The following is a 23,364-nucleotide window of genomic DNA, read 5'->3' as shown; positions in this document are numbered from 1 at the left end:
GCAATTACCTAACCTTGGCCGGGGCTGATGGGCTGGAATGGAAGGGTACGTCCACGCGCATGAACACCGGCACGGGCTGGCCGTTTTGCCGGCCGGGCACAAACTTCAGGTGGCGCGCGGCGGCCAGCACGGCCTCATCGCACGGCCCGCACAGACCCCGCACCATCTTGGGGTCGCGCACGGTGCCCTGGGCATCCACCGTAAACGCGACCCGCACCTCCCCGTTAAAGTTGCCGCGGCGCACGTCGTCCGGCACCACCAGGGTTTCCGAGATGGCGGCGGACACCGTGGCCTGCTCGTAGGGCGGGGCCAGGGTAGGCATCTGCTGCACGTACCCGTACACAGGGCTGCCGTCCAGCGTGGGGGGGGCATCGGAATTGCTCCGGCTGGCACTGGGGGCGGGGCCAGGGCGCAGGGTGTAGTCGTTGGGGGCACTAGCTGCTGTCGGGAAGCTTTCGGGGGCGGGTAAGAGTTCCAGGGGCAGGGGCGGCAGCACCGGCGCCACGGGCAACTGCCCCAGAAAGGCCAGCTCCTCCAGTTCTTCCTCCGGGGGACAGTACACGCAGAGGATAAAATCAGACCCGACCGGCTTGCCCTTCGTCTTGGCCGGCTTGAAAGGCGCTAAGCGGCGAACCATCGTTTGCGCATAGATCCCCTGATAATACCCGGGCTCTGGCTTTGGCTCACTGAAACTCGCCACCCGGGTGTGCCCCACCCGCCCATCCGGGCGTACGCTCAGCTGGATATAGACAACGTTTACGGAGTCGGCCTTCGTGAGCGGGGTTTTGGGGAAGCCCAGCGCTTTGTCCAGCGCAGCGTAGCCTCCTGGGTATTTAGCCCTCACCTCGGGCTCTCGCTTTCCATAGTCCTCCGGGTCCGGTGGTGGAAACTCCATCGCCATCCGGAGCTCTATGGATACGGGCACGCCATGTTCCTGGGCCGGACGAAAGCGGGGCAACCGCTGGACGGCCGCCCGAATGGCGGCCTCAATCTCCGGGGCGCACGCCCGACTGATCTGCTTGGTGACCGTGAAATCAACTTGGCCGGCCCGGCCTTCCTTGTCAACCGTCAGCGAGAAGACGCTGACACTATGGTCCGTCTTGCCCTGGGCTTTTTGCTCTTCCACGCATCGGGGATAGACGACGGTCTGCTGCAGAAGCCGTTTGGCTTCGCGCACGTCGTAGCGCCCCGCCAGCACCTGCGAGTAGTCTTTGGGGGAAGGCAATTTTTCCTGTCCGCAGGCAGTGGTAGCGAAATACAGGCAAACACCAACTAGCGATACAATATGTTTCAAATAGATAGAAGTAAACGTAAAAACCAGAAGGCTATACAAGTAGACAGATGGTCCCGTGTCGGCCGACGGGGTGTAGATGCTGGCTATCGCGACAATGAGAGCCGTAGCCACAACGCCCAAACCGCGGCACCACTAGTGGCAGAGCGAGCACGAAGAGTATGCGATTTATACCCACGCAATGATACAAAAAGGAGTCTATTTGTAAAGTTGAGCAAGGTGCCGCGAACGTCCCTGTGCATCTATCAGGCGTTTCAGATGCCTCCCCTGGCCCTACTAGGCTTCGGGCACGAACAGCAATGAGCCAGAAAGCTTGTAATGCTTAGCCTGCGAGCCGTTTGTTGCGATCTACTATCTTGCGCCTTCATTATTTTATACCCTTCCATGAAGAATCGATTTACCTCTTTAGCGCTTGGTTTCAGCTTATTGCTAGCCGGCTGTGGTGACAAGAGGGAGCAGCCGCAACCCACTCCATCTAACTCAGTAGTTGTCGAAGCTCAGGTTACGGCGGTGGGCTCGCCTGGCTCGCTTCCTATCGTCGCGCTGCGCGAAACCTCCCTCAAGAACCCCGGATCCGGCAAGCTGTTATGGGGGGGGAACCGCACCACCGGGAAATATAAAGTCGGCACCTACCCGAAAGGGAAGCATCTGTTTCTCCACGTGCTGTATGAGTATGTGAACCGGCCGAATTACGTCAAGCCAACGGCTGGTCAGTCTATAAAATGCGAGCTACTACTGGATGGCAAGGTTACGGCAGTAGCAGCCCTTGATGCCAGTAGCTTTGACAATCAAGCCCTGTACTTTCAAGAGAACGCCAGTTTGACCCACGTAGTGGACGAGGTGGAAGTGGTCGTGCAATAAGGAAACTATCTCGACTTTCCCCGGCTGTCACCAGCCAATCCTTCTGACAAACAGCGTCCGCTGACTTATTAGCGGACGCTGTTTTGTTACGCAATCCGCCTATCCTCTTGGTGTGCTGGAGGGCCTATCTGCCTATTGCGGGTACGTTGCTACGGTGTTTTTATTCTCCGCAACGTCACGCAGCCCGCAGAGTTAGTTTTCAGGATCCTGGCCGTGGTTCTGGGGCGACCCTTTGACCTAGTAGGTATCTTTCATGCACTTGCTTGGAAGCCCTTGTTTCGTTGAGCCTTCACCACCTGGTTGATGGCCGGAATATAGAGCAGGGTGATCGCCGTGAGCAGGCCGAGGTAGGGAAGTGCATCGCCCAATCGCCGCATTTGATACTGCCTGAAAGCCGCGCTGGGTGGTTGAAACGGACGGCATTCCCGTTGAAATACCGCTAGGTCCTGTAACCGGGCTCAATACGCTTGCAGCGGAGAATACGCGACCAGCGCGACCAGACAAAGGGGCAGCCACTGGAAAACCCACACAACAAAAACTGGTTTTCAGCCATTTGATAATCAGATACAGCAGCCCCGCCGCGAATAGCCACCCCATGCCCAACAACCAGTAGCCAATGGTATCCAGTAGGTCAACCAGCCCTTGGCTTACCTTATGTCCTGTTCGGGATGGTTCGCGGAAAATATCTTCGTCCTTGGCGGCGCACGGAAAGAGAGAGGGAAGGGAGCTCTTTCCGGGCGCCGCGTTTTTGGGAGGGCATCCCAGTTCTACGCTTGGCCGAAAAAGCTACCCAACCGGAAGAGTATCAGCAGTAGCAGAATGTTCCGGGAGAGATGAACAGGCATAGGGGCCACTGATGGTGATTTAGACTTGCTTCTACGCAATGGATGCTTCCATAACCGGCCATTTACGGGAGGCTTTGGGTACATGCTAAAACGGCTCCGAATGGCAGATTTTCGGGGCCGTTTGTCCGGTCCGTTCAGGAAAGACCAAGAACTGGTGTGCAGCGAAAGGGCTTGCACGCTTCGCTTCCCGGGCAGCCCCTACTTTTCGGCTGGGCTGCGCGATAAATTGAACACGACTAACCCAAACGGAATACCTGAAAACAACAGGACCCCTGCTCCCAGGTCATCACTTAATTTGCTGCCTAGCCACACGAGGAGCGCGGCTAGAACCAAGGCCGTGATTTTAGCAATTTGGGACGATTCCGATCGTGCTAGCCAGAAGAGCGGGTAACCCAGCGCTAGTACCAGGGGGGGCCAACAGCACGAGGCCAGCGAGCGAGATGGAAGTAGATTCCGATAGAAGTAAGCTCAATACCATGGACAACGTAGCGAGGGATAAGCGAAGTAATAATAGTCCATAAGGATGAACTGATAAAGCTTGTTAGGCTTGCCAGCGCGTGGCCCTAGATCACCTATGCCGAGATACGCGGGCAGGTGAGTCCAGGTAGACTATTTCGACTGGGCCGACCCCTTCCTCGGGGACTACGCGCTGGGGCGCCAAAATAAGGAGCGCGTTGGGCGGGATACGAAAGTCGGGAAAGTGCCTGTGTTCGGCCCCGGTTGGGGAAACTAAGCGCCGGCTGCCTCTTCTGCAACGGGAGGCATGTCCCTGCCACGAAGGGGCGGAGTTAGCTACGCGCTTTTGTCTCCTGGCCAGCCGCGTGCAGGGCGAGCATGGCGGAATACAACAATTCGATTTCCCTGCTGTAATAGCCGGCCTTGGGGTCCAGAACAGCCACCAGGTTTCCCTGGTAATGTAGTTCCAAGGTGTAATACTTCCCACTCCGCAACCCCCCGTTTGCCTGGTAGCGGGCGGTAAGCTGCTGCACGGGGAAAGTTCGCACGGAGGAAGTGAATCCGTGACTATGCGTTACGGAGACAGTGCGCAGGTATTCGGAAAGGACGATGGCCTCCACCTGGTTCCGCCCGGCATAGTACGCCCCCAGCGCCAGCAAGAGCATAGCCGGGACGAGTGCAACTCCCCCAGTCACTATACTTATGCCCACGGCCAATAAGCACAGTAGCAGCCCCGCTACTCGCCACACACTGGTCGCCTGCTGATTTTCTAGGCGCATAACATTCCGAAACGATGGACAAGAAAGAACTATGGGTGAAGGTTATGCAAAGATAACGGGAACAGCATCGTGTTGGGTGGGTATATGCAGTGCCCTATCTTGCTGCCATGTTTGCGAAAGCTTCCTTTGTTCCCCGCATTCTACTCGGGCTGCTCTGCTGGAGCTGGCCGCTGGTCAGCTGCGCAGGCGGGTCGGATGCCACGGCGGCGAGTGCCTGGCTGCTGCAGGCCTTCCTGCTTCTGGTGGCTCTACTGCTGCTCTTGCTGGGTCTGGCTTTGGCCACCCGCTTAATAGTCTGGCCCCGCTGGAACAGCCTGCCGGGTATCTTGGCTATGCTGCTAGTGGCAGGGGGCGTGCTCTTCGTGTTGTGCGTAGTCGTGGTGCTTTCCGCCCAGAATTGATGGGCTGCTTGGCGCCGCCCCCTGCTGAAGCATTCTTCTGGTTCCCCTAACTGACCCTATGTCTTCTAACCGGCAGTTTAAACGTTAGTTCTCGTATTACATCGTTGTGTTTTCCGTCCTTAAAAATTGGCGGATCACCCACATCGGTAACCAACTCGGTAGTACCGCCGCTGGCGACGCGGGCTTAGTGTTGACCGGTTGCCAGGTAGGCAACCTGCGCGCCGTGCTCTACCACTGCCGGCCGGGTCATCTAGCGGATTATGACGGGTTCCTGGTATTGGCCGCCCTCGTGTTGCTTGGTTTTAATATGGTGGTGGCGGAAGTCGAGGGCGGCCGGCTGGTGCCGCTGGGCCCACGGGCGGCCTGGCTACAGCGAGGCGTGGGCCTGTACGTCCTGGGGTCGTTGGTGCTCTGGTTTGTCGGCTGAGGGGGGGCAATTTCCACATCCAGGTGACGTATCCATAATCTGATGATTAGTAAGAGCAACACCCAATACGCTGGGAACACCAGGGCCAGCATCTGTTCAATGTTTACCTTTAGATCATGCTACATAGTATCTGGGCTACGTTACTTTCCGGCTGGATAGCCAGCGGTGGCAACGCGCCGGCTTCCCGGCCCAAGCTTGTTACCCAGCCCGACGTCTACTCTATAATTTACCCAGCGGAACCGGCGATCCTACCCACCGAAACCCGTCGTACTCCTTGGGGACTGGCCTACATTAGAAGCACGGCACTGGACATGCCGCCCGCCGCAAAAGCTAATGACCTATATAGGGTGCTGTATGCAGCGGCTGATGATCGGTCGCAGGCACTCCCGGCTTCAGTTTCCCTGCAAGAAGCCGCCGAGCGCTTGGATCGGCGCATGGATGCGGTCTACGGGCAAAATGGACAAGTACTGTATGCTCGCCCGTTAGCGCTGCCGGCCTCCGGTCCCCATCAGGGCAGAGGTGAAGACCTGTTGTGGAAAGACCGCCAGGGTAATGTAGCTTACTTCAGGGCTTACTACTACCGGGAGCTTTATGTGGTGGTGATGGTGACGGCCACCAAACGCACGCACAATAGACGGGAAGCCGATAAGTTTCTGGCCTCCTTCAAGCTTTTGTAAATGTGGGTATTGCCTTCTCGATACCCACGGTTCTCTGCTTTTTACTAAGGCATCAGAATGGGGAGTACATGTGTGACGACGACTGATATCAGTCAACCTGCTGGTTTTTTCTTATCACTTGTGCCGCGCAACTACCGCTGCCAGCGGCCCCGAGGGCCGAACCAGCCGGCGCAGGTCGGCGTAGCTGAGCTCCACCGATTGCGGGCCCATCACGTACGGGGCTATGGTGTATTCGTTCCAGGTGAACTCCAGCCCGGCGGGAGTCAGCGCCACCCCCCCTGCCGGTAACGGCACCAGTTGTTGCGGCCGGCCGGCCTGGTCCAGCCACCGCTGCTGGCCTTCGGCCTGCTCCCCCCGGTAAAAGTCGCCGTAGCTGGGATCGGCCAATAGCCGTTTTGTTAGCAGCTGCCGCAGCGGCTGCTCGTAGCCGGGGCGCAGCAAATCGGCCAAGCCCAGCCGGTTACCCGTTTGCAGGTTAAAGGTCATAGTCGTAAAGTGGTGGGTCGGGTGCGGGGCACCGAAGGCAAACACCACTTCCAGGAAAGTCACGGACAGCAGGTGGTCGGCATTGTAGCTTACCCAGGCCGATTTCTCGGTTTCGGTGCAGTCGCCCACGTTGTCGGCCACCTGCCGGGCCACGTAGGCTTCCAGCTGTGCGGGGGGCACGGGCAACAGCTGCTGCTGGATCCGTTGGAGGGCGGGGCGGCTCCCGGCATCGAGCAACTGCACTCCTTGCAGCGAAAATTTCACGGTACGGCCCGGAATACCGCACACGGCCGAGTCGGCGGGCAGTTGGCCTTCGCGGCTGAACCCGACCTGCTCGTAGCGCACGGCCCCGGCATACTCCTCCCGCAGCGAGAACGGCAGTTGTCGCCGGCCATCGGGGCTGCGCCAGGTGCCGCTGAGCACCGGGCCGGCGGGTTGCACCGCCTCCCAGGTGCCGCTGCTGGTTGCAGCGGTTCCTTCGCGCAGCCGCAGTGCCTGCCCCGGCCCCGGCGGCTGCGCCCGCAACGGCACCAGCTCACCATAGCGCGCATAGTAGTAGGAGCCGACCGTGGCGGTATCCTCGAAGGTCAGCTCAACTACCACCGGATAAGACCCTACCTGCCCGGTGTAGCGCCGCCACCCGCGGAAAGGAGCAGAAGCCGGCTTTTCCGCGGGGAGTTGCCGGGCGGTTGGTGATGCGGACGGTTGTTGGGTTGGCTTATCAGGCTGACAGGCCACCAGCAGCGGCAGCAGCAACAGGCCAACATACCGGCCGGATAGGGGTAAAGACATGATGGGGGATACGCCTATTGATTACTGCTCCAGCCGACCTAGTGGCGGCGCAGGCTGTGGGGATATAAACCGATGAAAGATATGGCTACCTCTTCGAGCAGGGCGAATGCTCGACCGTAATGACCCATATCCCGGCCAATGGGCTCGCGCAAGCCGAGGCATTCATCGCAACTGAAGTTAAAAAGAACTTTGGTCCGATGTTTCTCACCTCCGGCAACGTATCCTACAAGTATTGCACGGCCCCTATTGGGCAGAACGCGGACACTTACCTGGTGGCACAGGCCCTGAACTGACTAGATGCTATTCCTTCCCTGCATGTCGGTAGGTGAAAGACCGGCTTTCGGTTGTAAGCGAGAAAAATTTCCGGAGCGGAGTCTACTTATAGCTTGCCGTGCCGGTACGGTGGGCTCATGATCAGCCCACGGGGACGGGGCATTATGGCCTTACGTGCTAGCATGAAGGCAAAAACACCTCATCTTAACCGAAGAGTAGTCGTCGCGCAGTACATATTCCCGCAGCAAGCTTTAGCTCGTGCCATCCTTCTCAAACCTGTGCGCCGAACTATTCGGTTTTTTAGTGAAACGCTTATACAGCCATATGTGTAGGCATATCAAAAACGGCATTGTTAAGAATAAAGGAGCATACTGTACCAGCAACCCTGGCTCATCGGAAAGTGATAACAAGGCCTCTGAATTCCAATCAGCGTGCTTCGATATTTCATAAATACCGTTTCCAATCATGTAGTAAGGCACCCAGATGAATGCCCAGAGTATCCGATAACGTATTGTACCCCAAACCAATCCAACAAGCAGCGCTACTGCGGGAACAATCAGTTTTAACAGTAGGATCCACCACAGAAGTACCACGAGCCAGGTTACCCAGCTTGCAGAGGTAGAAGACAGCAACAGGGAGCCGAAAACGGAGAGCACGATAGGCTGCTTATAAAAAAGTAATTATGCTGTGGGATAAAGGTAGCAATACGAGGTACTCATCAGGTATAGCTATTATCCAGCAAAGTCGCAAGGTAGTCATTGACGATTTGGCGGACCTTGCCTCAGAGCGCTGGCCGGGCTAGGCTGCCCGGCCTTTACGCTGTGCCTACCCACCTAGCAGACACGCAGTACTGGTAAACACGGCACTGCTAGCAGAAAGGAAACCCACAGGGTTTGAAACGTCGTGGCGTGGGCAAGTAAGCTGAAAAGGTTATCGAATTCATGGTAGCTTCGCTCCATACTCACGGCATTCTCTATTGCTCAGTCTGCTAATAAGTGGGGTAATCACATAAGGACCTTACGGATCCAGAAGCGGCGCATGCCACGCACGATTCCCACCAGTACTAGCATCGCAACGCCCACCCCTGATAGTTAGGGTATCTACATAATCAGAACTACCAGCCAGTAATTCAGGCTTTAGATATCGGAGGGAAGCAGAAGTTGGCTAAGCGTTAAGAAGTGGCGTTGCTAAGCTAGGTAGCGGGTTGCGCGGGGAAAGGTGTTGGCCGCCGGGTAAGTACTTGATCAGTCCCGGTTGCCCGCCCGTTACAAGCTGACAATAACGGACCGAGCTGCCTACCGTTCACCTCTCTTGGCTACTGGGTGCGTTTCAGCCCGGTGCCATGATTTTGGTCTTATGCTTTGATAGTACTACGGGCCAGATTCAACAAGACCCCAGCAAGGGGCAGATACGAGCAGAATGGTATCAGCCAGGCATACGACATGTAGGCAAAATCCGCGTTGATCCCGTGGCCAAGCCAAGCTGGCAGCACCGCTAGCGCCACGGCCACGACCTTTGCGGTAGCAGAGGCAGTCGGCCGCGAGAGGAAAAAGACGGGAAGCAGCAGAGCCAGGGCAAACAATACCAACAGCAGTGAAAAAGCCATACTAATGGCGGTGGTTTCTGATAGGAATAGGGTCAACAGCATTTTTGCAAATGGGTATGAGATTCGTGATCGGAAGGCAAGTTCGGGGCTTTTTTTGGCCGGGGTTCTTCCTGATAAAACAGAACGCTATACTCCGCTATAAAAAGAGAACAATTACTCTTCGCGTTCTTGGGCGGCACAAGTAAACACAAATGCGGCCACGAGCAGCGGTAGAAACAAGAGGCACGCCATGAAGAGGGTGGAGTAGCTATACTCCTCATAGAGCATGCGCTCCGGCCACCTATACAGCCCTATTGCGGCTAGCACCAAGGCGAGCAGCAGACCTAATGGCTTCTGCTCGGACGTGCGCCGGTTGTGCAGCAGAAAGTAGAAAGAAGCGCCGTAGAGCACGACCACGGGCACGGCTTTCAGCAATCCCACGGCCAGCGTGATAGCAGAGCCTTCATCGAGGAGCAGAAGGGCGTAGGGCATCGGCATCGTGGCCATAGAATTTGTGCTTAGTAGATGGTTTGTGAGCAGCGAGCAAATAGGCGAGTTGTCGCCCTTACTTGCCCACGCGCTGGTAGCGGCCTTGACGTAGGCGGTAGGTGCCTTCCGCCAGTTCCGTCGACGTGGTATCGGTATCGGTGGCGTCACCACTTACGGTATAGCCGCCCAAATGCAGGGTGCGTCCCTGGTCGCGCACACGGTAGCTGCGGGTTACGTCCAGTTCCTGGCTGCCGACTTCCACGCCGTTTTCGTCTTCGCAGCCACCTAGCATGGTTTCGCTGCGCCCCACCCGCTCGTTGAGCAGCCATTGGTCGTGGAGCAGGTCGTACACCTGCAGGTAGGTGGCCGATTCGCCGCTGGCGCAGCGACCGGTGCCCATGTTACCGTGCACGGTGGTGAGCACCAGCAGTTCGGCGTCGGCGTGGGCATACAGCTGGTGTTCGACGCCCCCGAACGGATTGGCGTGGCCCAGCATCATACCCCGAAACGCACCATCGGGCCGGAATTCCAGCAGCGCTACCTGCTGCTCCCCGACCAGATACAGTTTCCGGGCGCTGCGGGTGGGCAAGTGTACCGGCCGCGGATACCCGCGCGGCTGCTCTCCCGCGGATGTGGTCGACAGAACGGAGGCGGAGTCGGCCAGAAACGCGTGCAGCAGGCAGTAATTTGTCAGCCAGGGACTCCACTGGTTGAACACGTACGGCCTTACCTGGTCTACCCGCTCGGTATCCGCGCCGAGCAGCTCATGGAAGGTTTCCCCAAAGTCGCAGTACCGCGCGCCCTCGTAGTCGGACTGTAAACGGGCTAACGAATCGATGATGGGCTGGGCCCGCTCGGATGCAGCCTCAATGCGCCGGTCGATGACCGGAGTAAACGAAACAAACCGGGCCGGCAAGGCAGCGCTGGCGGGGGATAGGACTGGCTGCGCCGAGCCGGGCGGCACGGGTAGTGGGGGGGCGCTTTTCCGTCTGGGAGCGGTTGCAGGCCAGTAACCCTACGAGCAGCAGAAAAAGAACTCGGGTTACCCACCTGCTGGAGAAAACCGGCTGTTTACTGCGCATATTCCTTCCCGAAGCAGTCCAGCCATACCTCATGCCCCCCGGTGGTGGCCAGGGTAATGCCCTGGGAAAAAGGCTGCACGTTGGTATACTTGAAGGGCGTGAGCAGCTTGCCCTGGTAGTCGAGCACCGCATAGGCCGAGCCGTTGGACACCCAGATGACCCCGTTGCTGGCGGGCCCTACCTGCGTTACCTCGGCCGGCAAAATCTGCCGCCCTTGCTCATTAACGAGCAGCACCCCCCGCTCGTAGCCCATCGCCGAACCAGCAGAAGAAGGCAAGGTCGCTGGCTCACGAAGCCAGTGCAGCAGTGCCAGGCCCGGCGCCAGGATTTCGAGCTTAAACACCTTTTTGCCCTGCGCCTTGTAATCAGGTAGGGTCATTCGTACGCGACCAGTGCGGCCCAGCATGAACTGACCATCCGGCTTTCTGCCCACGAAGGTGCGGCCCGGCCCGTGAGTAACCCAGGTGTATTCTAGTGGCACTACTACCTGGCCCGTAGCTGTAACAAGGCCCTCAAGCTTGTTCTTTCGGACCGTAAACAACGAATCAGGCTGGTGGGGCAACACCTCGTCATAGGCGGCGCTGAGCGGTACGGCCCAGCGGCCGGTCGTGTCCAATAAACCGGCTTTGGTGGCCGTGCGCACCTGGTAGTAGCGCCCCCCGTAGGCCGTGGACACCCCGGTAATCTCCTCATCGAAGGGTTTCTGGCCACTGGCCAGAATCAGCTGAGGCCGGGTTTCGTAGGAGCTTTGGTAGGAGAAGATATCGTGCCCCAGGTAGACGGGGGCTTGCAGGGACACCACGGCCATGCCGGTAGGGCCCTGCGGCCCGTAGCAGACGTAACGAGAGACGGTCGTATGCGTGGCCGAGTCGCGGCTAGACTCCAGCGCCAGGGCGTAGCGCTGGTCCCCAGTGGGGTATACCTGCGGGCTACGCGCCGGAATAACCAGCCGGCCCTGGTAGAGGGCGCCGCGCTGCGGAATCTGATAGGGCCCTACTGGAGCGTCCTCTACCACCGTCCAGCGTCCGTGTTGCGCGAGCCGTTCGTAGAGCGGGGGCGTAATTTCGCGGAACGTGGTATCGAGCAGGCCCCAGCGCTCCACCCATTTCCCGTTGGGCGCCGCCCCCAGCCGGACGCGCTGCATGACGGCGATGTAGGGGTCCGACTGGCCGCGCGTAATCTCTTTGTACTTACCAAAGGGCACGACCACTTGGTCGTGCACGTCCACGGCCGCCGCACTCTGCCGCTCATTCGACCAGCCCGCCCAAAACCCACCGAAATACGCGCGGGCAATTGTGTCGGCGTGGGCCCGGCTAAGCCAGGTCACCCGGCCTGCCCGATCGATGGCGCCCTTGCGCCGGTCGATCAGGGAGACGGGCGTGTAGCCCTGCCAGTACATGCCGATGTGGTGGAAGGAAGGGGGCACCACTTCCCGCAGCTGCGCATCGACCAGCCCCAGCAGGCCCGGGATCACGTATTCGGAGTTCCGAATGGCGTAGGAGCCGGTTGCTGGTTTGGTGGTCAGCACCGAGTCCGGCAGCTTCACAACGGCTAGGCCCTGATGCCACTCTTCCTGGATGGAGGCATAAGGCGTCGCGCGCAACAGGTGGCCTACGGAGTCAAAGAGGGTAATGGTGCGCTGGCCGGTGGCGAGCACCATCCCATTGGGGGCCTGCGTGAAGGTTTTAAAGTGGCCGAGTTCCTGACCCTGCTCGTTGAGCAGGACTACGGGCAACGGGCCCGCCTGGGTGGTATACCAGAGGTAGGGCGCGTGGAAGTAACGCTTGATGGGGTTGGGGTAGCGGGGCTCAACCACTATCTTGCCCTGCGGGCTCATCAGGCCCCAGGCGGCCCCGCGCCGGAAGGGAATGCTTGGGGCCGTGACCCGCTGCTCGTAGCTAACCGGCCTGCGCCCCTGCGCCCGGGCACAGGGGCGCAGTGATGAAATGAATACGCCGCTGAGTAAGATAAGCAGCAGGGTACGTTGGCAATAGGGCATAAACGATACTGCGCCGGCCTACCTTATAGAAGATGAAGGCGCTGGATACGGCAAATAGGTAAGTGAGGAGTACTTCGAAGGTACACATCCAGTTGCTGGCTGACAACAGCCAACGCTCCCTCCACTTGCCACTTGTCATTCCGGAAGAGCCAGTGCTCGGCACTCACGCAGTGCCGGGGCCGATGGAATAGCCGAAGGCTGCGCAACGGGTTAGCAGCTGCCCGCCCCAACCCTGATGCTGCAGAAAAGCAGACAAGTAGCGGCTTCAGCGCACCACGCGAATCGTTGCGTTACCAGAATCGGCAATGTAGACGGCTCCATCCGGTCCGATGGCAACGCTCCGGGGTTGACTCAAGCGGCCGGCGGCCCCTCGGCCGTCCGTGCTGCCCGGCTGGCCCGCCTCGCCCACCAGCGTGGTGACCACCCCGGCAGGTGACACCCGCCGCACCGTGCTATTAAGCAGGTCGGCCACGTACAGATTGCCTTGGCGGTCCAGGCTCAGGCCGGCCGGCTGCTGAAAGCGTGCACTGTGGCCCGTCCCGTCCGCGTGGCCCGCCTGCCCGGGCTGCCCCGCCCAGACGCTCACCATGCCGGCCGGAGTAATGCGGCGAATCACGTGGCCCGGGCCATCACTCACGTACACGGTGCCGGCTGCATCGACGGCCAGGCCCGTGGGCGTTCCCAGTAGCGGATCCCGCGGCCCCATGTAGGTGGGCAGCTTCCCAACCAGGGTACTCACCTGGCCCTGGGGGCTGATGGTACGCACCAGCGCGTTGTATTCGTCTAGTACGTAGAGCGTACCGCCGGGGCCGACTGCCAAGTGGGAGGGGTGGCTGAACCGGGCTTCGGCCGCTTTCCCGTCCACGGCATCCCCGTCGCTGCCGGGGCGGCCCGCCAGCAAGCTGATGCTGCCCTGGGGCGAAATCTGGTAGATGACATTACTGCCGGCCTCCGAGACATACACAATGCCGGAAGGCGCTACGGCCACTCCCGTAGGATGGTGCAGGTACACAGACCGGGCCGGGGCGCTGGGGCGCTCCTGCCCCCCGTACAAAGTACTCACCTCCCCATCGGGGGCAATCTTGCGCACGGCCATACCGCCGCCTTCGGCCACGTACACCGTTCCACCCGCATCGACGGCCACGGCCTCGGGGGCTTGAAACTGCGCCGTGGCGCCGGGCCCATCGTCGCCGCCCAGGCGTACGGGTGCCCCGGCCCAGGTGCTCACTTGCCCCTGGGGCGAAATCCGCCGAATGCAGCTGCCCAGCTCGTCGGCAACAAAGAGGGTGCCGTCGGCTGCCCGCGCCAGGCCGCGCGGCAGCAGGAAGCGCGCCGTTGCCACCGGCCCGTTCCGGGAGCCGGTCTGGTCGCCCTGACCGGCCAGGGTGCTTACCCGCCCGGCCGGCGACACCCGCCGGATTACGGCGAAGCGCTCATCGGCCACGTAGAGTGTCCCGTCCGGGCCCAGGGCCAGGCCGGTGGGGTTGCCGAGCTGACCGTCGGGGCCAGTACCATCCTCGAAGCCGCCTACGCCCGCAGTGCCCACCCAGTCGCGTAGCTCCCCTTGCGGGGAGATTTTGCGGATGACGCCCTGCCCATCGCCCACGTAGCCCGTGCCGGTGGGGTCGAATACCAGGCTCACCAGCTCCATGCCCCGGAACCGGGGTGCCTGGCTGGCCACGGCCAGGTACTGCTCACGGCTGAGCCACGTGCGTACCGCCCCCGTTGCCGGGTTAATGCGATAAATGCTGCCCTGGTTTTCATCGCTCACGTACAGGTCGCCGCCCGGTCCCCACGCAATGGCCGTTGGCTTGACCAGCTGCAGGGAAGCAGAGCTCTGTATGGAAGAAGCCGGGCTGGTTGGGTGGCCTACCACGGTGCTCACCGTGCCGTCGGGGGTGATCTTGCGCACCGCCTGGTTGCCCTGATCCACCACGTACAGCGTGCCAGTCGCATCCACGACCACCCCCACGGGCTGGTTAAAGCGGGCCTGTGGTCCGCTGCCCTGCGCAAATCCCGGCCGGCCGGCCTGCCCCGCCAAAGTGCGGACGAGGCCCGCCGGGCTGATGGCACGGATGGTTTCATTCTTCGTGTCGGCCACGTAAAGGGTGCCGTCGGCCCCCAGAGCCAATCCCCGGGGCCAGTTAAACCGCGCCTGCAGGGCGGGCCCATCGGTGCTACCGGGGCTACCGTTCGGGGGCATACCGGCCAGCGTGCTCATCCGGCCGGCATTGGCGGGCTCAGTACCTATTTGGGCTGTCGTTGGCAGCGTAGTCATGAGCAGAATAAACAAAGTCAGCCAACTGGCGGGTTGAGGAAGAGCGAAAGGATACATGTAGAGTGGTAAACAATAGAGAAGGGTACTTACTAGATCGACCCATACATCCCCATTTTCGACTTCCTCGGGCAGGGCGGCAGTTAGCTATTACCTGTTAAAACAAGAAGTTGTTGACCGGCGGAGCACGCTACCGGTTGGGGGCGGGGTGGGGAGCTCGGACGATGAGCGTATAGCGCACGGCCACCGGGCGGCCGTTCTGGCGGCCGGGTACCAGCCTGGGCAGGCTGCGCACGGCGGCCACCGCCGCCTGGCCCAGGGTAGGGCTGGTGGTCTTGGTTACCTGCACTTCCTGCGTGGTGCCGGTCGCGGACACGATAAACGTGACCGACGCCATGCCGGCCGGCTCGTCGGAGGGCAGTACCAAGGCGCGTTGGACGGCCACATTCAGGTCCGTACCACCGTCGGGTAGGGCCGGCATTTGTTCCGCGTACTCATAGATCCGGGTATCCGGGGTAGCCAGGGCAGCGGCGGTCGCCTGGCGCTGCTTGGTCGTGGCGGCCTGCATTTCCCGGGTAGTGGGCAGAGGGAAGAGCAGGACGGTGTACACCGGCACCGCCCGTCCCCCTTGCCGGCCAGGCTGCCAAGTGGCCATCGCCGTGGCCGCCGCCAGCACTGGCTCGCGAAAGAGGGCGGGCATACCCGGTGCTACCTGGGCATCGGTAAACCGTCCATCGGACTGCACGATTCCGGCTACGGCTATCGTGGCCCTGCCCGGGTCGTCGTCGATCGCATAGGTACGCCGGGCCAGGGCATACAAGGCGGCGGCCCCCCCGGGGTAGCGCGGTAAGTCCTCGGCGGTTCGCGGTACATCTGCCGGGGGGGCCGGCAGGTGCCGGTCGGAGCGGGCCGCGCGGTCGGCCGAGCCGTAGTTGACGTAAACGCGCACGGGCTGGGCGATGGCCTGCTTGCCCCGGCGGGCCGGCTCCCACCGGGGCTGCTGGCGGAGCGCGGTCAACACGGCGGAGTCGCACGGTGGGCACACGCCCGCCAGGACGCGGGGGTGCGTGGTCCGCCCATCAGCTTCCACCGTGAAGCCCACCCGCATCAGGCCCGACGCATCGTGGTACTGGCCCCCAGCCGGTTGAACGGTCGAGGAGAAGTACGGGTCCATGCGGAAGTGGCGCACCTGCACCGGAAACCGGGGAGCCGTGGTGCCGGCGGGCAGCGTAGGGTTGGTTTCCGCCCGGACCCGCTCGGCGGCCTCGTTGTTGTAGCGAATAGCTTCGGCGTTGGCCGACCAGCCCCGGGGCGCAAAGGGCACCGGCAGCAGCAGGCGGACCGCTACCGGTTGTCCTTGAAGTTGGGCGGGCTGCCAGGGTAGGCGGCGCACCAGCGCGAGGGCCGTGTCGACGCAGCCCGCCGCCAAGTAGTTCAGGGCGCGGGCCTCCCGCACCTTCCCATCCGCGCCGATAACTGCACTGACGTACACAGTGCCTTCGATGCGACGGGCCCAGGCTTCCAGGGGCCAGCCGTAACTGCCCGGCCGGTGGAAGTGGCGGCGCAGCATCTCGTTGTTGCGGGCGGCAAAATCAGGCACTTGCGCGGCATCGCGGATAGAGTCAGCGGCTGGCACCGGCGCCTGGGCTTGGCCCCGGAAGGACACCAGAATGCCGCAGATGACGAGGCCAGTAGAGAAGAATCGAGCCATGAAGAAATAGGAGCAACAGAGAATAAGAGCAAATCAATAAACGGGGGCGTATCTGCTGGGGCGACGTGTCCGCCGCCTACCATACTGGCCCGGCTGGTCGGGGTACTTAGTCAGCCTGGGCCACTGCGGGCTTGCCAGCCGATACACGCGTAGTGGATACCACTCCGTCGGACTTCAGACGCTACTCCACTGCCAGACGACTGGCGTACGTGCGCCCCTGCCCATCCGTGCCCCGCACGACATACCAGCCCGGCCTCAGGCCCTTTACCGATACGTCTCCTGTCGCGGACACTGGCATTTCGCGCACCATGCGGCCCACGCCGTCGAGCAGCTGAACGCGGGTGCCGACGGCCAGCGCCGGCACCTGCACCACGTCGACGGCGGGATTGGGATAGCAACTCATGGGCTGCAGTCGGGCTGGCTGGGCCGCTAACACGGAGCTACCCAGGCGCGCCAGGATTCCTTCGCCCCCGTTGCTCGTGGCCACGGTAAGCGGGCCGAAAGTCGCCGTGCCCGTGGAGGAGCCCAGCACGAACACGTCACCGCTGGCATTCAGGCCAACGTAGTTGCCGCTCTCATTGGCGGGACCACCGGCCTGCTGCACCCAGCGCAGCTGGCCGCTGGGCGAGTACGAGGTGAGAAACAAGTCGCGCAGGCCGGTGCTGGGGAGGGACACACTGGCAAACGTGGCGGTAGCACTGAAATAGCCAGTTACGTAGGCGTTGCCCGCCGCGTCCAGGGCCAAGCCGCCGAAGGCATCGGTGCCGCTGCCCCCACCGGTCTGCACCCATTCTACCGCACCTTGGGACGAGTATTTGGCCACGGCCCCATCCGTGCCGCCGGCGCTGGTTCGGGTCGTGCTGGTCCCAAACTGGGTAGTACCGGCAAACAGCGTACTCAGGTACAGATTGCCCGCCGCATCAACGGCCAGATCACTGCAGAAGTCATCGGCCGGGCCGCCGGCCTGCTGGGCCCAGAGCAGCGTCCCTTGTGAGCTGTACTTGGCCACCACTATGTCCCGGCTGCCCCGGGTGATGAGGGTCGCGGCACCGAGCACCGGACTTTGGTAAAAGGTATTGGCCACGTAAATATCTCCACTGGGCGTTACCGCCATGCGGGGCGAATAGAAAGCGCCCTGCGCTGCCGCGTTGTTGGTGTAGTGATATGCTTCGGTCAGGGACTGCAGCGCGCCCGTAGCGCTGTCCAACCGGGCCAAAAAGGTGCCTCCCTCCGGGCCGGTGATGACAACGCTGGTGGTGCCGATGGTGATGCCTCCGCTGATGGTGCCCGTAACGTACACCCGGCCGGCCGCATCGGTGGCAATACCGCTGCCATCCAGCAGGGAGCCGTTAGCGGGCGTACTTTGGGTGGCCCATTCGGGCGTACCCTGTGGGGAGTAGCGGACCACAAATACCCGCTTGCCGGCCGAGGTGGAACTATTCAACGTTAGGCCATTACCTAACGAAATGGTAGCGGTGAAGCCCCCCGTGACATAGGCATTGCCGGCCGCATCCAGCGCCACATCCAAGGCGTTGTCGCGCCCGGCGGCGCCAATCTGGCGCACCCAGGCCAGCGCGCCCGTCGGCGTATACTTGGCTAGGTACGCGTCGTAGTCGCCCTGGCTGGTAAGGGTAGTGCCCGCGACGGTCGTACTGCCTGCAAAACTGCCCGCTTCATAAACATTGCCGGCCGCATCCACGGCGGTGCCACCTTGTAAGGAAGAGCCAACTCCTATTGCCCGGGCGCTAAGCCAGCTGGGGGGAGACGATTGGCAGAAAGCGCTGCCAGCGCAGTGGATACCGACAACTACAGCCAGGCTGCAACGAAGTGCAGCGGTAGAAAGGATCATAAAAATAGAGCTATTACATACGTTAGACCAAACTTTGTCGCGCAAGATACGCTCTGTTGTTAGCTAACTACCTGAGTATACATGGACGTACTTCGCCGACCCCTCTGGTGCCAGGCCGCCCGCAGGCTATCCGCTGGCAACCTCACTAGCAAGGGCCGACGCATACATGGAGAGGAGAAGAAATTGGACACTCAGCAACGAGTTACTGCTGGTACGTGGCCAGCAGTACACAGGCACGCGCGTCCGACAGCTGGCAAGCTGTGTTACCGGTAGGGAAGAAGCCTATAGCGGCTGGTTGCCGCGCACAAACTGCTCCACCTGCCGGCCAATTTCCGCCACGAGCTTGGCATCCTGGTGATTGCACAGAATAACGAAGCCCACCTGCCGCTGGGGATCAAACCACACGAGGGAGGAGTTGCCGAAGGTGTCGCCATCTTTCTGGTAGACCCGGTGACCCGCGCGCTGCTGGATTTCCCAGCCCATGCCCATGGTGATGGCGCTATCCTGGTACGCGGGCTGGTGGGTGCGAACAATGGCGCGGCCCAGAGTGCCGACGGGAGGGGTGAGCTGGGCCTGCACATAGCGCACCAAGTCCACCGCATTGGACTTCAGCCCCCCGGCGGGCGCCACGGCATTGATGACAATGGCCGGCTTGGCTTCTCCCTTGCTGGTATAGCGGCCCGCGATGCGGGCCGTGTGGTAGGTAAGACCGGTCGTGCGCAGTCCCAGGGGCTGAATGATGCGCTGCTGCACCAGATGGCCATAGGTCAGGCCGGCGCGTTGCGCCAGCAGCGTGCCCAGCAGCGAAAAGGCGAAATTGTTGTAGTGATAGGTGCCGGGAGCCTGCAGCGAGTCCGTTTCCTGGAGCACGCGGTAGAGGTACGGTTGCGTCACCAAATGAAACGGCTGTACCGGGTCCTGGTCGAACAGGGCCTGGATGTAGCGGTCGTTGCTCAGGTTGGGCAGGCCGGAGGAATGCGCAGTTAGGGCCGTCAGCTTTACCTGGCCCCGCAAGCCCGGCCGCAGCCGGACGGTGGAAGGCAGGGCCGCTTCCAGGTGGGCCTGCGCGGGCAGGGTACCTTTTTCCTGTTCCCAGGCCAGCAGCAGGGCCGTGAATGTTTTGGTGATGGAGCCGATTTCAAACAGCGTGGTGCTGTCGATCGGCGCGCCTGTGGTACGCTCAGTAGTACCCAGGGCATAGTAGGCTACGGCCTTGCCGCGCACGACTCCCACGCTCAAGCCCAGGTTTGGGTAGCGCGCCTGCAGCCCCTGCGGGCCATGCAGGAGCGAATCCAGGCCCGAGGTTAAGGTTTGGGCCTGGCTTGGCGCCGGCATAACCAGGCAATAAAAAAGTAGGCAGAGGCAGGAGAGCGCAGCTTTCATGATGGCGGGGAAGGCAGATGAATCACGGGATAACAGGAGAAGGGCACCAAGTTATTGCCCCGTTTGGAAAGCAGATGCCAGTCTTGCCGTAACAGTTGCCCAGGGGGATGCTCCAACCCAACGCTTACGAGACGGGTAGAGAGAATGAGCTGCACCAGATAAGCAGTCGTACCTCTACCTAATTCCCGGTATCTACCAGAGCGCCTTCCAAGAGGGCACCCTTTTAGTAGATCTGGTAACCCAAGCGCACTGGTTGTGCAGTGAACCAGTGCACGCAGGAGCTGTTGTGCGAGCCTACTAAGTGGTTTACTGCCGATGGCCGTTGCTAAACAAAGAAAAGAATGACGGATAAGACCGCGTAGCAAGCTACATACACGTTAGCTGATTTATGATTCTGTAGGGGGACACGATTTTCTCCCTCATTCCAGAAAATAATCGTATTACACAGCAGGATGAATACGCTAGCCACTACCAATATGCCTCGCCGGGTAAAGTCATTGCACGCTGGACAATGCCTGGCGTCCGTATATATCACATGCTTTAGTAAAAATTTCACATTCAGCATCTGTAATAGTGACAGATAAAAAAGGGCATCTATAGCTTTGGAAACCCCAATCATATTCCCGGGCATAAGCTTCACGCGCAGATTCTTAATTACGTAATAAACAGTAAAGTACAATTTTGCTGTTATTTTTATCATGCTTAACTAGGTGGCAAGGGTTCCTCCCAAAGGTTATAGTCAATACTCGTCAAAAGCAGGGTGCTGAAGAACGTAGTCCCGGCTCTGACTTCTCCGGCCCGGGGCAGCAGGAAGCGTAGCAAACTAAATAACTCCATGCAATCCAAGGCAGGCCGGCATTTAAATTCAGCGTCATGCTACCCGCAACAGCTCGTGCTTAATCATCCAACTGCTTTTGCCAGGCGCAGTCGGGTAAATCCTTGATCAGCCACAACTGGTCGCTCTCCCGTTCGAAGCTGGCAATGGTAGACCGGCTCAGCCCACAGCGGGAGTAGGGCTGCTGCCAATAGCGCAGGACCAAGTACTCGTAGCCCTGCCGGGTTTCCAGCTCCCAGGTTCCGGAGTGGTTGAAAACCGTGAGGCCTCGCCGGTAATGGTAACGAAACTGATGGTTACCCGTTACGCGTAATGATTCCGTTACGCCCGGTTCCTGAATTAACGGTACGTACTGGCCACTTATCTCGCCCTCATTCTGACAGCCGACCAGCAGGCCGAGGCCAAATGCCAGGACCCGGGGCCGGGGCACCGCGAAAAAAGCAAGCATTTTCGATTGGTTATAAAGAAATAAATCAGGCGGTCGTAGTTGGTTGACTCATTAAGGGCAGAAGGCCGAACTAGTCCCTAACCGACATGCTCCTGCTCCCGGAGCGTTCGAATTTAGCTGAATAGATTATGACGCTTTCGTCACAATTGCGGGGGCCAGCAGCTGGTGTACCCCCTGATCCGTAGCGTTGAGGCAATGCACGTCCTGCCTGCACCACCTTGGTCGCGGAAAGCTGGGTGTTGTTAAACAAATAGGGGAAAACCTCCGACTCGGATGCCAATTAGCTTGACTGCTAGTGATAAGGTTCAAATGCGCCGTAAGAGTAGCGAGGGATGATAGTTTTACACGCTCCTTAACCCAATCGGAAAAGACGAGCGAAAACGAACGTTTTGTGCGGTACTATGCCAGCCCTACTTGTCGTTTCTTGATAGTACGCCTCCAAGCAGAGAACAAGATGAATGACGAGCTACATCAGCTTTTTGTCGCTGACCAACAAGAGCGAGAAAACCATCCGGAAGTCGGCACCCCCGACTACGTTGCGTTGCGCAGCCGGGACCACACGCGCCGCCAACAGGTGCAACAAATGCTGGACCTCCACCAGGTCGCTACCGCCCACGATTACTACCATGCCGCCTTGATTTTTCAGCACGGGGAGACGGTAGAGGAGATATGGTCTGCGCACCAGTGGGCATTGAAAAGCGTAGCATTGGGGCTCCCGGCGGGCAAATGGCTGGCCGCCGCTGCGTTGGACCGGTGGCATATGTACCAAGGGCAGCCGCAAAAATATGGTACCCAGCTGGTGCCCGATGGAACCCGCTACCGGTTGTGGGACGTCGATGCCAGCACGACCGACCAGGAGCGGACCCAGTGGGCTGTTCCTTCCCTAGCTGAAATGGAGGCTCGCGCTGTTCGATTAACGGCGGAGAACAACGGAAAAATGCCGCCCCTAGAAGGTGCTCCTGAGTGGTTGAAGCAAGCACTGGTACGCTGGAAAATCAATTGATTTATGGGCGTGGGGCGTGGTTGGGGCTCTTCTTCTCAAAGTTCGGCTCAGCCGGATAACCTCTCTTTCGCTCCTGAGCCTAATTGTAGCTGTTGAGCCAGTAAAGGGATTCTCTAAGTCGGCGGTTTTCCCCTATTTGTTTAACAACACCCATGTGTGCCTGATACGCAGCTTCGTCCGCATACATTTCGAGAATGGTCAGGTGGTTCGGTCGCTTTTTTTCAAACACGGCGTACAACGCGAGCACCCCCGGTTCTTTCTGCATGGCCGTTTCGACTCCTTCTCTTAGTAACACTTTGTAGTGAGCGAGTTGCGTGGGATCGATTACAAGGCGGGCTAGCCGGACTTTGTGCGGTTTTGGAGCCACCGGTCTAGAACTCCAGCTGACCACGGCCAGCACCACGCCGGCCAGTAGCAGTACTTTCAGGACGGGTTGGGGGAATTTCATCAGGCAAGGCTTAAGGGTGAAAATGTTGGGTTAGCGGGCTTTAGCAGGCTTGTCAAACAGTGGTCCGCTAGCAGTTGCTTTCTTTATAGTTCGCTTATCAAAGGTTATGATTATGTGTTGTATATATTTGAAAGTAAGTTGATTGCAGCTTTGTCAAATAGCAAATAGATTACAAATAGAAAATACACAAGTTGTGATTCGCGCGAGGAAAAAAGCTTTTAGAGTGTGGATAATTTGGTGCTGCCAAACAACAAAAAACAGACAAAGCAAACACGAAGCCTTCTCACACTGAGGCGCGGCCGCAACACGGTGCACACCATTCAACTGGTAGAGGAATTCAACCGGCGCGGCGTGCACTTCCACGCGCTTGACCTAGGCATTGATTCGCGCACGCCGGCCAGCAAGATGATCATTGGCGTATTCAGCGCCTTCAACCAATATGAGCGCGAGAACAACCGGCCCAAGTGCTTGCCCTGCAGCTTGGCCAGTTCGATGCCGGCCAAGCTGCAGGGCAAGCACTTGGGCCGGCCGGCCGGGCGCGATGCCGAAAAGCTGGCCAAGGCATCCACGGCTTTAGAGCGGAGATTGTAACGCTCACTGGCATCAGCCGCGCTAGTGTCAAACGCTACCGCCAAGAACTTGTAAAATAAATTATTGAAAATGAATAGGATATGTTGTCTTAAATGGACATTATGTTCAATTCGATTCAAGAAACGAAAGGGAAAAGAGCCGCGCACCGACCACTTGCGCCCGGTCCTCGAGTATCTGCTGGCTCAGGGCAACCGCCCGGCCCAATGGTGACAGCAGGATGGGTGGAGCGCAGACCCAAGGGGGAGCTGCATTACAGGGCGTACGCATCAAATTTAGAGGACTGCCATCCGGCAGTTTTCGCGGACGCAGGTTAAAAGCTGGCTCATATAGTCATCATTCCACCCTGCGTTTCGTCGTCGGGTGCGCAGACTGCCGGGT

Annotated in this window: 19 protein-coding genes; 6 read left to right on the top strand and 13 right to left on the bottom strand. The window is 59.8% G+C overall.

The annotated features are described in order from the left end of the window. Positions 1-4 precede the first annotated feature (4 nt). A complete protein-coding gene (locus EU557_RS23375; RefSeq protein ID WP_135532911.1) occupies positions 5-1,294 on the bottom strand; it encodes an energy transducer TonB in 1,290 nt (429 codons plus the stop codon). Positions 1,295-1,675: 381 nt separating this feature from the next. Between EU557_RS23375 and EU557_RS23370 the strand changes: the two genes are divergently transcribed. Continuing rightward, a complete protein-coding gene (locus EU557_RS23370) occupies positions 1,676-2,152 on the top strand; it encodes a hypothetical protein (RefSeq protein ID WP_135532910.1) in 477 nt (158 codons plus the stop codon). Between the two features lie 1,633 nt (positions 2,153-3,785). On the opposite strand, the gene EU557_RS23365 is transcribed toward EU557_RS23370, so the two are convergent. Then, positions 3,786-4,232 (bottom strand): hypothetical protein, encoded by a 447-nt coding sequence (locus tag EU557_RS23365; RefSeq protein ID WP_135532909.1) that lies wholly within the window; start codon positions 4,230-4,232, stop codon positions 3,786-3,788. 107 nt (positions 4,233-4,339) lie between these two features. Between EU557_RS23365 and EU557_RS23360 the strand changes: the two genes are divergently transcribed. The 3 genes from EU557_RS23360 (at position 4,340) to EU557_RS23350 (ending at position 5,737) form a co-directional block, all read left to right on the top strand. Further along, positions 4,340-4,633 (top strand): hypothetical protein, encoded by a 294-nt coding sequence (locus EU557_RS23360; RefSeq protein WP_135532908.1) that lies wholly within the window; start codon positions 4,340-4,342, stop codon positions 4,631-4,633. 106 nt (positions 4,634-4,739) lie between these two features. Further along, positions 4,740-5,060, top strand: a complete 321-nt coding sequence (locus EU557_RS23355; RefSeq protein ID WP_135532906.1) for a hypothetical protein — start codon at positions 4,740-4,742, stop codon at positions 5,058-5,060. A 116-nt stretch (positions 5,061-5,176) separates the two neighbouring features. After that, a complete protein-coding gene (locus EU557_RS23350) occupies positions 5,177-5,737 on the top strand; it encodes a hypothetical protein (RefSeq protein ID WP_135532905.1) in 561 nt (186 codons plus the stop codon). Positions 5,738-5,851: 114 nt separating this feature from the next. Here the strand turns inward: EU557_RS23350 and EU557_RS23345 are convergent, their stop codons facing one another. The 10 genes from EU557_RS23345 to EU557_RS23300 all read right to left on the bottom strand — a co-directional run bounded on the left by EU557_RS23345 (position 5,852) and on the right by EU557_RS23300 (position 20,944). Beyond that, positions 5,852-7,015: an RsiV family protein gene (locus EU557_RS23345; RefSeq protein ID WP_135532904.1), complete on the bottom strand. Its 1,164-nt coding sequence runs from the start codon at positions 7,013-7,015 to the stop codon at positions 5,852-5,854. A gap of 1,627 nt (positions 7,016-8,642) precedes the next feature. Then, positions 8,643-8,894 carry a hypothetical protein gene (locus EU557_RS23340; protein ID WP_167855332.1) on the bottom strand — a complete coding sequence of 84 codons (252 nt, stop codon included), beginning with the start codon at positions 8,892-8,894 and terminating at the stop codon, positions 8,643-8,645. A 153-nt stretch (positions 8,895-9,047) separates the two neighbouring features. Then, positions 9,048-9,380 (bottom strand): hypothetical protein, encoded by a 333-nt coding sequence (locus tag EU557_RS23335; RefSeq protein ID WP_135532902.1) that lies wholly within the window; start codon positions 9,378-9,380, stop codon positions 9,048-9,050. 58 nt (positions 9,381-9,438) lie between these two features. After that, the gene (locus EU557_RS23330) at positions 9,439-10,326 is read right to left on the bottom strand and encodes a hypothetical protein (RefSeq protein ID WP_135532901.1); all 888 of its coding nucleotides are present in this window, start codon (positions 10,324-10,326) and stop codon (positions 9,439-9,441) included. 107 nt (positions 10,327-10,433) lie between these two features. Next, positions 10,434-12,443, bottom strand: coding sequence for a WG repeat-containing protein (locus tag EU557_RS23325; protein WP_135532900.1), 2,010 nt, complete (start codon positions 12,441-12,443; stop codon positions 10,434-10,436). A gap of 265 nt (positions 12,444-12,708) precedes the next feature. Continuing rightward, positions 12,709-14,721 (bottom strand): NHL domain-containing protein, encoded by a 2,013-nt coding sequence (locus EU557_RS23320; RefSeq protein ID WP_167855331.1) that lies wholly within the window; start codon positions 14,719-14,721, stop codon positions 12,709-12,711. A gap of 187 nt (positions 14,722-14,908) precedes the next feature. Further along, positions 14,909-16,429: an energy transducer TonB gene (locus EU557_RS23315; protein WP_135532898.1), complete on the bottom strand. Its 1,521-nt coding sequence runs from the start codon at positions 16,427-16,429 to the stop codon at positions 14,909-14,911. Positions 16,430-16,610: 181 nt separating this feature from the next. Next, complete coding sequence (locus tag EU557_RS23310) at positions 16,611-18,278, bottom strand: SBBP repeat-containing protein (protein WP_135532897.1); 1,668 nt, start codon at positions 18,276-18,278, stop codon at positions 16,611-16,613. Positions 18,279-18,560: 282 nt separating this feature from the next. Then, entirely contained in the window at positions 18,561-19,613 is a 1,053-nt protein-coding gene (locus tag EU557_RS23305; protein WP_167855330.1) for a serine hydrolase domain-containing protein, read from the bottom strand. A gap of 944 nt (positions 19,614-20,557) precedes the next feature. Then, the gene (locus tag EU557_RS23300; protein ID WP_135532895.1) at positions 20,558-20,944 is read right to left on the bottom strand and encodes a hypothetical protein; all 387 of its coding nucleotides are present in this window, start codon (positions 20,942-20,944) and stop codon (positions 20,558-20,560) included. A gap of 454 nt (positions 20,945-21,398) precedes the next feature. Between EU557_RS23300 and EU557_RS23295 the strand changes: the two genes are divergently transcribed. Continuing rightward, entirely contained in the window at positions 21,399-21,947 is a 549-nt protein-coding gene (locus EU557_RS23295) for a hypothetical protein (protein WP_210116120.1), read from the top strand. A 79-nt stretch (positions 21,948-22,026) separates the two neighbouring features. On the opposite strand, the gene EU557_RS23290 is transcribed toward EU557_RS23295, so the two are convergent. Beyond that, positions 22,027-22,395 (bottom strand): putative quinol monooxygenase, encoded by a 369-nt coding sequence (locus tag EU557_RS23290; RefSeq protein WP_135532893.1) that lies wholly within the window; start codon positions 22,393-22,395, stop codon positions 22,027-22,029. A 225-nt stretch (positions 22,396-22,620) separates the two neighbouring features. On the opposite strand from EU557_RS23290, the gene EU557_RS23285 reads away from it, so the two are divergent. After that, complete coding sequence (locus EU557_RS23285) at positions 22,621-22,986, top strand: recombinase family protein (protein ID WP_135532892.1); 366 nt, start codon at positions 22,621-22,623, stop codon at positions 22,984-22,986. Positions 22,987-23,364 lie beyond the last annotated feature (378 nt).

Origin of the sequence: Hymenobacter wooponensis (assembly GCF_004745865.1) — a bacterium.
GTDB lineage: Bacteria > Bacteroidota > Bacteroidia > Cytophagales > Hymenobacteraceae > Hymenobacter > Hymenobacter wooponensis.
This window is presented reverse-complemented; position numbering and strand designations above follow the sequence as displayed.

Bases quoted from the DNA above. Each gene is read 5' to 3' on its own strand.
- EU557_RS23325 (WP_135532900.1), bottom strand. From the start codon at position 12,443: ATGCCCTATTGCCAACGTACCCTGCTGCTTATCTTACTCAGCGGCGTA.
- EU557_RS23305 (WP_167855330.1), bottom strand. From the start codon at position 19,613: ATGCCGGCGCCAAGCCAGGCCCAAACCTTAACCTCGGGCCTGGATTCG.
- EU557_RS23370 (WP_135532910.1), top strand. From the start codon at position 1,676: ATGAAGAATCGATTTACCTCTTTAGCGCTTGGTTTCAGCTTATTGCTA.
- EU557_RS23320 (WP_167855331.1), bottom strand. From the start codon at position 14,721: ATGACTACGCTGCCAACGACAGCCCAAATAGGTACTGAGCCCGCCAAT.
- EU557_RS23310 (WP_135532897.1), bottom strand. From the start codon at position 18,278: ATGATCCTTTCTACCGCTGCACTTCGTTGCAGCCTGGCTGTAGTTGTC.
- EU557_RS23345 (WP_135532904.1), bottom strand. From the start codon at position 7,015: ATGTCTTTACCCCTATCCGGCCGGTATGTTGGCCTGTTGCTGCTGCCG.
- EU557_RS23365 (WP_135532909.1), bottom strand. From the start codon at position 4,232: ATGCGCCTAGAAAATCAGCAGGCGACCAGTGTGTGGCGAGTAGCGGGG.
- EU557_RS23300 (WP_135532895.1), bottom strand. From the start codon at position 20,944: ATGCTTGCTTTTTTCGCGGTGCCCCGGCCCCGGGTCCTGGCATTTGGC.
- EU557_RS23295 (WP_210116120.1), top strand. From the start codon at position 21,399: ATGAATGACGAGCTACATCAGCTTTTTGTCGCTGACCAACAAGAGCGA.
- EU557_RS23350 (WP_135532905.1), top strand. From the start codon at position 5,177: ATGCTACATAGTATCTGGGCTACGTTACTTTCCGGCTGGATAGCCAGC.
- EU557_RS23335 (WP_135532902.1), bottom strand. From the start codon at position 9,380: ATGGCCACGATGCCGATGCCCTACGCCCTTCTGCTCCTCGATGAAGGC.
- EU557_RS23360 (WP_135532908.1), top strand. From the start codon at position 4,340: ATGTTTGCGAAAGCTTCCTTTGTTCCCCGCATTCTACTCGGGCTGCTC.
- EU557_RS23315 (WP_135532898.1), bottom strand. From the start codon at position 16,429: ATGGCTCGATTCTTCTCTACTGGCCTCGTCATCTGCGGCATTCTGGTG.
- EU557_RS23340 (WP_167855332.1), bottom strand. From the start codon at position 8,894: ATGGCTTTTTCACTGCTGTTGGTATTGTTTGCCCTGGCTCTGCTGCTT.
- EU557_RS23290 (WP_135532893.1), bottom strand. From the start codon at position 22,395: ATGAAATTCCCCCAACCCGTCCTGAAAGTACTGCTACTGGCCGGCGTG.